General features: G+C 65.9%; 14 protein-coding genes and 1 pseudogene. 4 read left to right on the plus strand and 11 right to left on the minus strand.

All coding sequences use genetic code 11. The features are described from left to right. Both Q0R23_RS05010 and Q0R23_RS05015 read left to right on the plus strand, forming a co-directional pair. On the plus strand, window positions 1-394 hold a 394-nt coding region (locus Q0R23_RS05010), incomplete at its 5' end, for an urease accessory protein UreE (protein WP_293911002.1). Continuing rightward, complete coding sequence (locus Q0R23_RS05015; protein WP_293911004.1) at window positions 387-1073, plus strand: urease accessory UreF family protein; 687 nt, start codon at window positions 387-389, stop codon at window positions 1071-1073. The genes Q0R23_RS05010 and Q0R23_RS05015, both read left to right, overlap by 8 nt. Window positions 1074-1148: 75 nt before the next feature. On the opposite strand, the gene ychF is transcribed toward Q0R23_RS05015, so the two are convergent. The 3 genes from ychF to Q0R23_RS05030 all read right to left on the minus strand — a co-directional run bounded on the left by ychF (window position 1149) and on the right by Q0R23_RS05030 (window position 5783). Next, entirely contained in the window at window positions 1149-2249 is a 1101-nt protein-coding gene (gene ychF / locus Q0R23_RS05020; RefSeq protein WP_293911006.1) for a redox-regulated ATPase YchF, read from the minus strand. A gap of 293 nt (window positions 2250-2542) precedes the next feature. Next, window positions 2543-3373, minus strand: coding sequence for a transporter substrate-binding domain-containing protein (locus Q0R23_RS05025; RefSeq protein WP_293911009.1), 831 nt, complete (start codon window positions 3371-3373; stop codon window positions 2543-2545). A 331-nt stretch (window positions 3374-3704) separates the two neighbouring features. Next, entirely contained in the window at window positions 3705-5783 is a 2079-nt protein-coding gene (locus Q0R23_RS05030) for a S8 family serine peptidase (protein WP_293911011.1), read from the minus strand. Between the two features lie 74 nt (window positions 5784-5857). Between Q0R23_RS05030 and Q0R23_RS05035 the strand changes: the two genes are divergently transcribed. After that, window positions 5858-6406 carry a metal-binding protein gene (locus Q0R23_RS05035; RefSeq protein ID WP_293911013.1) on the plus strand — a complete coding sequence of 183 codons (549 nt, stop codon included), beginning with the start codon at window positions 5858-5860 and terminating at the stop codon, window positions 6404-6406. 177 nt (window positions 6407-6583) lie between these two features. Here Q0R23_RS05035 and Q0R23_RS05040 read toward each other — a convergent pair whose 3' ends face one another. From Q0R23_RS05040 to Q0R23_RS05075, 8 genes are all read right to left on the minus strand, one after another. Then, on the minus strand, window positions 6584-6928 hold the full coding sequence (locus tag Q0R23_RS05040; RefSeq protein ID WP_293911016.1) for a hypothetical protein: 345 nt from the start codon (window positions 6926-6928) through the stop codon (window positions 6584-6586). A 323-nt stretch (window positions 6929-7251) separates the two neighbouring features. Continuing rightward, complete coding sequence (locus tag Q0R23_RS05045; RefSeq protein ID WP_293911018.1) at window positions 7252-8244, minus strand: carbon-nitrogen hydrolase family protein; 993 nt, start codon at window positions 8242-8244, stop codon at window positions 7252-7254. A 190-nt stretch (window positions 8245-8434) separates the two neighbouring features. Continuing rightward, entirely contained in the window at window positions 8435-9172 is a 738-nt protein-coding gene (locus tag Q0R23_RS05050; RefSeq protein ID WP_293911020.1) for a class I SAM-dependent methyltransferase, read from the minus strand. Window positions 9173-9197: 25 nt separating this feature from the next. Beyond that, a complete protein-coding gene (locus tag Q0R23_RS05055; protein ID WP_293911022.1) occupies window positions 9198-9728 on the minus strand; it encodes a YfiT family bacillithiol transferase in 531 nt (176 codons plus the stop codon). Between the two features lie 19 nt (window positions 9729-9747). Beyond that, window positions 9748-10095 (minus strand): nucleotide pyrophosphohydrolase, encoded by a 348-nt coding sequence (locus Q0R23_RS05060; RefSeq protein ID WP_293911025.1) that lies wholly within the window; start codon window positions 10093-10095, stop codon window positions 9748-9750. An 18-nt stretch (window positions 10096-10113) separates the two neighbouring features. Further along, on the minus strand, window positions 10114-10440 hold the full coding sequence (locus Q0R23_RS05065) for an XRE family transcriptional regulator (RefSeq protein WP_293911027.1): 327 nt from the start codon (window positions 10438-10440) through the stop codon (window positions 10114-10116). Next, a complete protein-coding gene (locus Q0R23_RS05070; RefSeq protein WP_293911030.1) occupies window positions 10437-10802 on the minus strand; it encodes a type II toxin-antitoxin system RelE/ParE family toxin in 366 nt (121 codons plus the stop codon). Before Q0R23_RS05070 ends, Q0R23_RS05065 begins: the two co-directional genes overlap by 4 nt. A gap of 162 nt (window positions 10803-10964) precedes the next feature. Next, a complete protein-coding gene (locus Q0R23_RS05075; protein WP_293911033.1) occupies window positions 10965-11456 on the minus strand; it encodes a DUF4384 domain-containing protein in 492 nt (163 codons plus the stop codon). Window positions 11457-11954: 498 nt separating this feature from the next. On the opposite strand from Q0R23_RS05075, the pseudogene Q0R23_RS05080 reads away from it, so the two are divergent. Beyond that, window positions 11955-12530 (plus strand): annotated as a pseudogene (locus Q0R23_RS05080) (cell division protein FtsH); the annotation flags it as partial.

Raw genomic sequence — 12530 nt, forward strand, 5'->3', positions numbered from 1 at the left:
CGCCGCCCAGTCCACCGTCCACGTCCCGATGAGTGCGCTGGACCGCCGCCGGGTGCGCCGCCGCCTGACCGCCCCGGACGGCGCCGAGCTTAGACTGGCCTTCCCCACCGGCACGTATTTGACGCCTGGCACGCTGCTGGAACTCAGGGGCGGCGTGGCCTACCTCGTCGCCGCCGCCCCGGAGGACGTGGCCGCCGTGACGCCGCGCAGCCTGGCTGAAGCGGCTAGAGTGGCCCACGCCGTCGGGAATCTGCACCGTGATTTCGTCGAAGACGGCCATGAGTTCTTGGTCCTCTGGGACGCGCCTATCGAACTGCTGCTGACGCGGCTGGGCGCGGCGTTTACCCGCCAGACCCGGCCCTTCCACGGGCGCAGTACCTGGGAACATGAGTAAAGAAAGTACTGAGGGGAAAGTACTGAGTACCCAGTACTCGCTCCTCCGACTGCTGCAACTCGCCGACTCGGCTTTTCCCAGCGGCGCCTACGCCTTCAGCGACGGCCTGGAAACGCTGACCCAGCGGGGCCAGGTCCGCACGGCTGCCGATCTGAGCGCCCTCCTGTGTGGGCAGCTCACGCACGGCTGGGGCCAGCAGGACGCGCCTGCCTGTGCACTGGCCTGGGGGGCGAGTGCGCCTGAGCTGACCGAGCTGGACGACCTGCTGAGCGACCTCAAGCTGGTGCGGGGGCCGCGTGAAGCCAGCCTGCGCACCGGGGCCAACCTGCGCCGCGCCGCACTGCACCTGTGGCCGCAGGAGCTGGCCGCCCTGCCGCCGACCCGGCATCAGGCCACCACCTTCGGAGCCGTCGCGGCGGCGCTGGGCGTGGGGCGCCGGGCCGCGCTGGAAGGCTACGTCAGCGCCTGGCTGCTGGGACGAGTCGCCTCAGCCACCAAGTTGATGAAACTCGGCGGCCTGGAGGCGCAGCGGGCGGCCAGGTTGGCTGAGGCGGCGGCTGGAGCGTGCATCGAGCGGGCGCTGGTCGCCGGGCCAGGTGATCTGGGCGGCTTCTCCCCGCTGCTCGATATCGCGGCGAGCGAGCAGGCCGGGCTGGAGACGCGGCTGTTTCAGAGCTGAGCTGTTTCAAAGTGGAGGGCCGAGAAGGCGTCAGCCGCCCGTGGTCCAGCTTGAAGTAACGGTTCGGTGCCCAACCTACATATTGTGCAGCACGTTCATAATGTCGCCGTCTTTCATCACGTATTCCTTGCCCTCGGTGCGCACCCAGCCCTTACTCTTGGCGCCGACCCAGCCACTTGCCTCGACCATCTTTTCCCACTCGATGACCTCGGCCCGGATAAAGCCGCGCTCCAGGTCCGAGTGGATCGCCCCGGCGGCTTCGGGGGCCTTTTCGCCCCGGTGGATGGTCCAGGCGCGGACTTCCTTTTCGCCGGAGGTGATGAAGGTAATCAGACCCAGCGTCTCGTAGCCGACTTTCACCAGTTGGTCCAGGCCGCTTTCCTCCACGCCGAGGTCGTGCAGAAAGGCGCGGGCGTCGGCCTCGTCCATCTCGGCGAGTTCACCCTCGATCTGGGCGCTGATCTTGACCATGTGAGTGCCCTCGGCGGCGGCGTAGGCCCGCAGTGAGCGCACATGCACGTTGTCCTCGCCCGCCAAGTCGTCCTCACCGACGTTGGCGACGTAGATGACCGGCTTGATGGTAATCAGCCCGAAGTCCTTGGGCACCGGCCCCGGCAGCACGGCGCTGCGGGCAGGCTGGCCCTCGGCGAGCACCTTGAGAATGGCCTCGGCCACCTCCAGTTGCTCGCGGGCGTCCTTGTCGCCGCCCTTGGCTTTCTTGGACAGGTTGGCGGCGCGTTTCTCCAGGCCCGCCAGGTCGGCCAGCACCAGCTCGGTGTTGATGGTGTCCACGTCGTCCAGCGGATCGACCTTATTGGACACGTGAATGACGTTGCCGTCCTCAAAGCAGCGCACCACATGGGCAATCGCGTCCACCTCGCGAATGTTGGCCAGAAACTGGTTGCCCAGACCCTCGCCCTGAGAGGCGCCCCTCACCAGCCCGGCGATGTCCACGAACTCCACGAAGGTCGGGATGATCGGCGGTACCCGCTCGCCCTTGGTAAACACCCGGCTCAGGGCGCTCAGGCGAAGGTCGGGCACGCTGACCCGGCCCACGTTCGGCTCGATGGTGGCGAAGGGGTAATTGGCGGCCAGCGCCCCGGCGCGGGTGATGGCGTTGAACAGCGTTGATTTGCCGACGTTGGGCAGCCCGACGATTCCGATTGACAGTGACATGTTCTCTCCTCAGCGCAGGGGGGCGGCGGCGCAAAACCAGCCCGGCCCACTCCGGCACAGCGCCCAGCAGTGTAGCGCAGCCGGAGGGAGAGACCTGAACGTGCGCGGGCCGCTGCTCGCCTCATAGAGACTCCGATGAATCAGTTAAGCAGTAACTGATTCGTCCGGCGAACAGAAGTGGAAGAAAGTACGGGCTTCTCGGTATGGATTAACATCCGGTGCTTCTTGACCAGAACGGCATCTACCGGGCCTGGCCGCTTTTGCGAATGTTAAGGAATTGAGCAGAGTTCGTATCAGCGCTGGGTGTCGCAGCGCACGTCCTGACTGAAGTACTTTTTGCTCAGGGCCGCGTAGCTGCCGTCGTCGAGCATCTTTTTCAGGTTGATGTTGAGGTTGCCCAGCACCTCGCTGCTGTCGACCATCACGTTGCCGTTGAGGTTGCCGCCCATCACGACCCGCAGGTCTTGCGACCACAGCAGCGGGCCGACCTGAAGCTTTTTGTCTCCGGCGCTTCTGAGCATCTTCAGGGCGGCGTAGCGGTCGGTGACCAGCACATCGACGGTGCCGCCCAGAAAGCCCAGCAGCGCCTGGGTATCGTCGGCGTAGACCTGAATCTTCTTGGGGACGCTCAGGTTGCGCACAAAAAAGAAGTAATCGCTGCCGGTCACCACGCCGATGCGCTTGTCTTTGAGTTCGTTTTCATATTCCGGGCCACCGGGTTTGCTCAGAATCACGCCGCCCGTGCAGGCCAGCGGCTGACTGACGTTCACGCCGCCCAGCGGTTTGGGCAACCTGGAGTCGATGATGGCGTCGTAGCTGCTGCTCTGAAGGTTCTGGACCAGCGACTGAGGCGAGGCGGCCTGCTTCCAGCTCACCTTGTCCACCTTCATCTGCTTGCTGAGCACGCCCATCAGTTCGATGACAAAGCCGCTGAAGCCGTTGCCGTCCTTATAGATCAGCGGCGCCTGGGCGGTGGCGAAGGCCAGCCGGAACGTCCCGCTGGACTGGAGCTGCGCGAGTTTGGTCGCCTGGGCCGGAGTGGCCAGCACGGCGGCGAGCAGCGCGGCGCCCAGCATCGTCAGGCGCTTGGTCGGGCGAATTCGGGTGAAGTGGGGTGAGTACACGGCGGGCCTCCTCTGGCACGGCAGCTCGGCGATTGGATGTGGGCGGGCAGATGTGGGCGGGCAGATACGGGCGATCAGACGTTGAAGCAGGCGGGATGGTCAGTCGGGCCAGCGGCACAGACCGGACCATGACGCTCACCCTAAGCACGGAGGTCACCCACCGCACGGAGCAGCCGGGGAGACCGGAAATGACCGGGCGTTGAAAAACAGCGAGCGTTGAGAAGAAGGTAATGTTCACCCTCTTCTCCGTTTCTGACAATCGGCGGGCCAGCGCCGTGAGGTCTGTCCAGCCTGAAGCGGCCTGGACTGGCCAGTACGCTCCACGGGCCGCTCAGCGCGGCAAGATCTGGAGGACGCCCAGGTCCACTTCCGGCGTGTCTGGCCCCAGCGCCGCGCTGAGCTGGACGCCGCTCTCGCCCGCTTCGCCGCCCAGACCGTTGCCGTTGCCGTCCTGGCCCGCGATCACCTGAAAGTTGCCGTCCGGCAGGAAGGCGCTGAACTGTCCGGTGGTGCTCAGAGCAGGCCGGAAGCTGGCGGCGCTCCCCAGGATGCTCAGCGTGCGGCTGTCCGAGACGGCGGGGGCCGAGAGCGCCGCCGCCGCGTTGATGAGGCCAGAACCGGTATCGGGGTCGACTCCGGCAGGCCCCAGATCGGTGGCGGTGGCCTGCATCCGGGCCAGGGCCTGCGCCGCCGTGGCCACCGTGCCCCTGCTCAGTAGCAGCGCCGCCAGCGCGGCCACCTGCGGCGCGGCCTGCGAGGTGCCCGACAGAAACTGATAGCTGGGCTGATTGGTTTTGTAATCCCAGGAGGTCGAGAACACCGAGTCGGGCTGCGCCACGCCGCCGAGCGAGAGCTTCATGTTGAAGGTCGGGTTTCTCGGATCGGCGCCGCCGTAGGCCGCGATACCCACCCCGGCGTAGTGCTGGCTGTACTCGGCGTGAATGGGCAGGCCCGCCGCGCTGGGGCGCACCGCCGCCACGCTGAGAGCGCCGGGACAGGCCGCCGGGTAGTACGGCTGGCCGCCGCCGCCGTTGCCCGCCGCCGCCACCACCAGCGCCCCCGCCGCACTGGCCGCCGCGACGGCCTCACACAGCGGCTGGGCGCTGCTGGCACTGATCGCCCCGCCCAGCGACAGGTTGATGACCTGTGCCGGATGGGCGCTGGTGTAGCTCACCCCCCGGACCGTCACCGCCAGGCCAGCCGCGTAGCGAATAGCCAGCGCCACATCCGATTCGGAGGCGTCGCCGGAGGCGTCGATGGCCCGAATCGGCAGCACGGTGACGGGCGCCGTGAGCGCGGCCCCGACCACGCCGCTGCTGCTGCAAGTGGCGCAGGGCGCGGGAAAACTGCCGGTGTTGGCCGCGATCAGGCCGCTGACGTGGGTGCCGTGGCTGCCCTCCTCTCCCACGGTGCCGGGGTCGGTGGGGTCGGTGTCGGGGCCGAATTTGTCGCTGGTAATCAGGTCCAGGGCGCCCTCCCCTGGCTTCCACAGCCGCCCGGCCAGGTCAGGATGGTCAAAGCGCACGCCGCTGTCGATGACCGCCACCGTGACGGGCCGGGTGTACGGCGCGTTCTGCATCTGGCGCCAGACCGCGCCGTAGCCGACCAGCCGGTAGACGTACTGGAGCGGCGCGTACTCGTCGGCAGGCTCGAAGGGCGCCTGGAGCGGTGGTGTGGCCTGTATGGTGCTGTGGGCCTGCACCGACTGAGCACGCAGCAGCGCGTTCGGTACGGCGTACTCCACGTCTGGATCGCCGCGCAGGGCTCTCAGGGCGGCGTCCTGGTCGGAGGTCTGCAACGTCAGGCTCAGGCCGGAGCGGGCGCTCAGACTCAGGCCCGTCAGCGACTGGCCCTGAATCAGCCGCCCGGAGGCCCCACCGGCCAGCGCCAGGGCGGCACGTTGCAGGGCTGCGGCGCTCCGGTACTTGACGATGACGCCGCGTGAGAGCAGCTCGCCGTTGGTCTGCACCGGGCGGCTGGTCAGCACGTTGGCCAGCACCGCCGGGGCCTGCACAGCGGCGCTCTGGACGACCTGGCCGCTCAGGCGGTACAGCGAGGCCGACACGTTCAGGACCGCCGCGCCGCCGCTGGCACCACCAGCGGTTTTCCAGTTGAGCGTCACCGGGGCGCTGAGGGTCGGCTGGTCGGCCTGCTCCGGCGCCGCCAGCGCCCGGTTGAGCGTGAAGGTCACCCTGACATCGCCGACGCCGCTGCCGGGCGAGGCGCTGATCCAGGCGGGCAGGCCGCCCAGGCTCCAGGTGCCGCTAAACGGAGCCTGGTAGACCACGCTGCGGGCGTAGGCGGCGTTCACATCGGCGTTGCCCAGGCTAGGCACGGCGAGCTGGGTGCAGGCGGTCAGGAAGCTCAGGAGCGTCACGGTCAGGTAAGGGGTGAGGGAGGCGCGGTTCATCTGCGTACAGCATGACGCCTCTGGGCTGACGGCGGGTGAACACCCTGCCCCCGTGCGTGCGGCACAATACCGCCATGCCGAGTGGCCGCGTTCACAACCTCATCAACATCGCCGTCTACAGCGCCGTGGCCGCCGCCGGACTGGCCGCCACGACTCAGAAGCTGATTCTGATTACCCCGGCCCAGGCCGCCAGCTTCACGCTGGCCTACGCGGCAGGCACCTTTTTGCTGTCGCCCGACCTCGATCTGGCCGAGGGCAAAGTCGACAGCAAGCGCCACTGGGGCCTGCTGGGCGTGCTGTGGGTGCCCTACGGCATGGTCTTCTCGCACCGGGGCCTGTCGCACACCTGGCTGCTGGGGCCACTGACCCGCCTGGCCTACGTGGGCCTGATCCTGCTGATGGTCTTCGGGCTGCTGCACTACTTCTGGCCCGCACTGGGGCTGCCCCGCTTACCACAGCCGATCAATGTCAAGTTCGTGCTGCCGGTGGTGCTGGGCTACTACGTCAGCCAGTGGCTGCACCTGATCGCCGACGGCGTGCGGCCCGACCACGGCATGAAGCGCAGTGGCAAGCACTTCAAGAAGTTGCAGGGCAGGGGGCGGCGGCTGGCGAAGTGGAAATGAAGGAGTGGCGAGATACTGCTTGAGCCGGGGCTACCTGCGCTCTCTGTTGGTCACGACACCGGTATCTGGTGAGCGGCGCAAGGCCATCAAGACGATAACGGGATCGTGACCTTGCGGGTAAGCCGTTTCGACCACACTGTTGACGCGGGTGTCTTCGTCTACTGGGCGTGTGCATCCTCACTTCAGTTCGAGAGAGGGTGACGAGGTGAGGTCGGTGTCCGGCATGGCATCCACGGTCTTGGGGCTGAACCCGAAGATGGCGTAGCACACCACAGGGACCGCTTTGCGCCGTTCGTCATAGAGTTTGCCTCGGCGTACAGAGGCAATGACTGGTGCGGAGTCCGAAGGACGGTCTTTGGTGAAATGCATTGGGACAATCTTGACATCGAACATGGTGCGAACTTCACTCTTGGTGAGTCCGAAAGTGGCATAGCACGATGGGCTCACCACGCGGTTGTACCCGTCGTAGACGACACCCTGACGCACTCGTAACGAAGATTGTTCGAGAGTGAGCGATTTCACTTGGACGGTAGATTGGGCAGGCCGGGGAGTACGAGTCTCTTGGCCGCCCAGCACAACGGCTAGCCCAGAGCCAGCGAGAAACGCGCTGAACACAAGTGGTGAAGTGCGCGGCATTGGATGCTCCTTATCTAGTTGGTGTTCGGGGCGATGTGCGGGTTATGTAAAAGCAGCACAGACACATAGTAGAAGCGTCTGACGTTTCATTTCATTGTTATGTTTAGATGAATTCAAGCTCAGCAGTGTAAGTCGAGCGGGCGACCAGCTCAGCCAGAAAGCGACACCAGAACAGGGCGACAGAGCACGGGAAACAGCCTTAATCCCGTTCAGTCCCCGTCGCTAAACCGCACGGTGCTCTGGCGCCGACGGTCCACGCGCAGTTCAGTCACGTCCGGGCGGGAATAGTGCCCGGCCAGATCGAAATTCTGCCGTTCGCGGCGCACCAGCGCATGGTCCAGTTCGGCGGTGAACAGCCCCTCCTGACCCAGCACCGGCTCCAGCAACCATGACCCGTCGGGGGCGGCGACGGCGCTGCCTCCGTTGGCGTAGAACTCGCGGCCCGTCGCCTGGGCTTCGGCCATCAGCTCGGCGTAGAGGGGAATGCCCGCCGGAACGTCAGCGGGCCGCAGCAGGCCACTGACCGAGATGACATACGAGCGGCCCTCCAGCGCCATGAAACGGGTAATGTCTGGGGTGTTGTGCATGCCGCCCGGCCAGACCGCCACATGCAGGTTCTCGCCCTGGGCATACAGGGCGCTTCGCAGCAGCGGTAGCCAGTTTTCATAGCAGTTGAGCCCGCCCACCGTGAAGGCCCCGTGCGGATGCACCCGCAGCCCGTGCCCGTCGCCAGCGGCCCAGACCAGGCGCTCCTCGTAGGTCGGCTGGACCTTGCGGTGGACCGAGGCGACCTGACCCTGTTGATTGACATAGACCAGCGAGCAGTACAGGCTGTGTCCACCCCGGTCCGGGGCGCGTTCCATGACACCCAGGTAGACGGCCACGCGGTGCTCGGCGGCCAGCGCACAGACGCCTGCCAGATCACCGCGCTCGATCACCACGCCCTGCTCCAGATAGTGCGCGTACATTTCCTTCTGGGCCGGGCTGTTGAACCGGGCGCCGTCCGTCAGCTCGACCCAGAAGGGGTAGCCGGGAACCAGCGCCTCTCCGAAAGTGACCAGTTGGCAACCCTCGGCAGCGGCCTGGGTCACGTAGCCCTCGACTTTGCGCAGCGTCGCTTCCCGGTCCAGCCAGACGGGCGCCATCTGCACCAGGCCGACCTTGAGGGCGTCAGGGTTTGAGGGAAGCGAGAGCTGGGTCATGGCGCGATGATAGGGCGCCGGGGTTGAGGTGGGCTGGAGGTTGGGAAGACAGGGGTAGGGGCGGGGGTTTGGAGCGTAACCCCTGACAGAGACTGAGGTTTGAGGGACAGACCCTGACAGGGGACCGCGATTGGGTGGCCCCAGGCTCAGGGGCGGCCTTTCGCCTCTCTTGCAGGGCGCCAGCGTAGGATTATTTGCTCTTCGTCAAAAACACCATCGTCTCACTCCCCGCCTCCAGCAGCCCACCCTGAAAACTGCCCTGCACACGGGGCGACTCGAAGCCCGCGCACCGCAGCAGCCACTCGACCTCGTAACGGGTGTACCAGCGCTGCTCCAGGCTGAAAAACCGGCGCCGCAGCAACCCGTCCTCGCCCACCGTATCGACGTAGTAATCGGTGGTGACGCGCTGCCGGACCTCATCGAGCCGCTGGACCAAAAACACGTCGGTGCGCTCGCGGCCCTGCGTGAAGGTCTCGCCCTCGTGGCGCAGGGTCGCCTGGGCACCGTAGCGCGGCACGCTCAGGTCGAAGACGAACTGGCCGCCGGGTTTCAGGTGGGCGTGGACGTTTTGCAGCGCCTGAAGCTGCTCGTTGGGCGTGTAGAGGTGCATCAGGGCGTTGAACGGCGCGATGATGAGTTCAAAGCGCTCCGGCACACTGAAGGTCCGCACGTCGCCTTGCAGCAGCTTGAGGCTCAGCTTCTCCTGTCCGGCCCTGGCGCGGGCACGCTCCAGCATCCGGGCGCTGGGTTCCAGGCCGGTGATGTCCACGCCCCGGCGGGCCAGGAAGGTGGTCACGCGGCCTGTTCCGGCGCCGATTTCCAGCACCTGGCCGCCCACGCGCTCGGCAAGGCTGCCGTAAAAGTGCAGGTCGTCGCGGTAGAGGTCGTACTGGTGATCGTAGAGGTCGGCGAACTCGTCGTAATTCACCCGACCAACCTACTGCACGCTCAGGCTACCAGCCCCGCGCTTCTCTGAGCTGCAAGATGTGACCGGTGTGGTGACGCCCGTGCCAGGCATAAGAAACGGCGACCTGCGCCATGCTGGACGCCCTGCCGTATTCCGGGTGGATATACTCGCGTGCCCACTGCGCCTCGTCCAGATGGTGTAGCGCGGCCACCCAGCGCGTGTGCAGGCTGTCCAGCAAGCTCAGGCTCACTTCGGCGGGCAAGGTCATGTCGGCCAGTTTCACCCAGGCATCCTGATCGTAGGGGCTGATGGTGGGCCTGTCCTCGGTCAGTGCCAGCTTGACCCGGACGTAAGCGTTCATGTGGCTGTCGGCGACGTGGTGAACGACCTGGCGCACGGTCCAGCCGCCGTCGCGGTAAGGGGTGCCCAGTTGCGTGTCGTTCAGTCCAGCCACTGCCGAGCGCAACTCGGCGCTCAGCGCGGCGATGGCCCGCACCGCCTGTTCGCGTTCGGCAGCGCTGACGGTTTCAGGAGTGGGTTGAGGACCAACCGGGTAGCGGGAATCAGGTGAGGTCATGCTCTGAGGATAGCGCCGCTCACTCGCCTGCTTCCTTGCGGGTCCAGCGCTCGGCGTCGCGAACCTCGACTTTGGCCATCATGCGCTCAAAGCCGCGCTCCAGGCTCAGGCCGCGTGAGTTGGTCAGGCACAGCATCACAAACAATAAATCGGCCAGTTCCAGTTCGAGGTCGCCCACGTCCTCGCCGGGCTTGGGGGTCTTGCCGTTCTCGTGGGCCAGCACCCGCGCCACCTCGCCGACCTCCTCGCTGAGCCGGGCCAGCAGCAGCAGCGGCGAAAAGTAGCCTTCCCTGAACTGCGAAACGTAGGCGTGGACGCGCTCACTGGCGGCATTAAGGGTCAGCGGACTGGGGGAGTCGGGGGTCATGTGCTCAGAGTAGAGCGGCTAAGAAGTAGGCGTCAGGGTAAAGCGTTCCTGGCCCAGCTTGACCGTCACTTCCAGCTCGCCGCCCAGCGCCTGCGCGAAGGCCCGCAGGGTGGCAATTTCGGTATGGTCGAAGTCGCCGCGTTCGATGCGCGACACCCGCGACTGAGACACCCCCAACTGACGGGCCAGCGTCTGCTGATTCAGTCCGGCAGCCTTTCGCACGGCAGCCAGCCGGTACGCTTGCACTTTCGCCAACGCCTCGGCCCGGTGCTGGGCCACCTGCGGCTCATCGATCTGCCCGGTCTGCACCGCCTGGGCACGCAACTCGTTCCAGGTTGTGGTCATGGTTCCTCCTGTGCGTACTCGCCAGCCAGCCAACGCCTGTAACGGTCCTCGGCCAGCGGAATATGGATTTCATACCACCGCTTCCACTGCCCCGATTTATCGCCTGCCGTGAGCAGAATAGCCTGACGTAGCGGATCAAAGGCAAACAGAATGCGGACTTCGCTGCCACCGGACGAGCCGGGCCGCAACTCCTTGAGGTGAGCCAGCGCCGAGCCCTGCATGGTATCGACCAGAGGACGGCCCAGCGCTGGCCCACGTTCTTCGAGCAAATCGAGCGCGGCAGCCACCTGCTCCGCCGTCGCCGTCTCCAGCGACTGAAACCACTCCGTCACTTCGGTTAGCAGAATGATCGTCCAGGGCACCTCTAGAATATACCGCACAGGTTCTAAATTTGTAACGCCCACTTCAGACTACGAAGGCGCCTCACGAAGCTGGTGAATTCCAACTTGCCACCATCCAAAAACACCGCGCCTCTCACCCGTTCAGGCGGCGGCGCGGCTCACTTTCTACGCTCAGCAGATATATCAGCGGATGTAGAAGAAGGTTTCCTGCACGTCGCGCTCGGCGGGGGCGTAGGGCGTCAGGTAAGTGGTGGTCACCGAATTCCAGCGGTCACTGCTGTAGTTGCCTTGCAACACCACGTCCACGGTGGGGCGCAGGCGGGTAAAAATCGCCCGGACGCGCTGGAGGCCCAGCGGCGGGGCCACGTCGTAGGTCACGCGGTCCTGGGCGCGGGGGAAGGTGGTGGTGCCCGCCCGCACAGCGGCGCCGCGAATCAGGACGCTGCCGTTGCCCGCCGGGTTGAGCGAAATCAGGGTCAGGTAGCCGTCGCTGCGGCTGGAAAAGCGGAAACTCACCTGGTCGCCGACCCGGTAGCTGCTGGCCTCGCCCCGGTCGGGCGCGAAGCTGGAGATGAGGTTGCTGCGCGAGCCGCTCAGGCCCGAATTGGTGTTGACGGAAACCGTGCAGGCGCTGAGTGCCAGCGCCATCAAGCCGAGCAAGGTGACATTACGCATACCTCTCATCATACCCCGCCGAATCTGATTGGGGTCTGAAGTCGGCTCAAGGTTGACGGGCGGAAGGTGAGAACTGGCACTCATTTGGTTGTGGGCAGTGGGTTGTGGGCAGTGGGTTGTGAGACGCGGGAACAGATGAAGGGGTGGCTGAGCGATTGACGGTTTGGGGTGGTTGATGGTTCCGGGGGCGCAATAACGTGCCGAGGCAGTGACCTGTGGAGCTGGTGGTCGGCAAGGCTGCACCAGCCCGGTTGATCTGGACGTTCGACCTGTGGGGGACGGTACGGATCTGCATTTCCCACAACCCACAGCCCACAGCCCACATTCCACATCCCAAATTGTCACAACTCGCGCCGCGCCAGCTTATCCGGCGCCGTAGCATGAAGTATGACACCGGGCACATCAGGCAGCAGCACATCAGGCAGCAGCAGGCGTGAATCTCGTCGCAAGCCTATCCGTTGGTTGGGTGTGGCGGCGCTGTGCGGCGTGTTGAGCTTTGTGGCGGCGCCCACAGCCCTCGCCCAGACCTCCCCGGTGCAGCAGGCGGTGGCCGATACAGCGCGGCGCTCAGGGCAGGACTACACCGCCTCCAACTTTCTGAGCGACGTGCGGGCCAAGCGGGTGCGCAACGTGTTGATCGACGGCGAGGGCAACGCCCAAGTCAGCCTGGAAGGCGAGGCCCGCGCCCAGGACGTGGTGCTGCCGCCCACCGCCCAGACGCTGGCCACCCTGCGGGGCGCTGGCATCACGGTGCAGGTCGTCGGCAGCGGCTCGGCCTTCGGCTGGCTGACCCAACTGCTGCCGCTGATTCTGATCGGGCTGGTGTTGCTGGTCGTCTGGCGCAGCGCCCGCAGCAACCAGGGCGGCGGCGCCAGCCAGTTCGGCAAATCGCGGGCCAACGTGTTTCAGGAGGGCCAGGTCAAGGTGTCCTTCGCCGACGTGGCGGGCTGCGACGAGGCCAAGGCCGACCTCACCGAAGTCGTCGACTTCCTCAAGCACCCGGAAAAGTATCACGCGCTTGGAGCGAGGATTCCCCACGGTATTTTGCTTGTCGGCCCCCCCGGTTCCGGTAAG

It is taken from the genome of Deinococcus sp. (assembly GCF_025362455.1).
Classification (GTDB): domain Bacteria; phylum Deinococcota; class Deinococci; order Deinococcales; family Deinococcaceae; genus Deinococcus.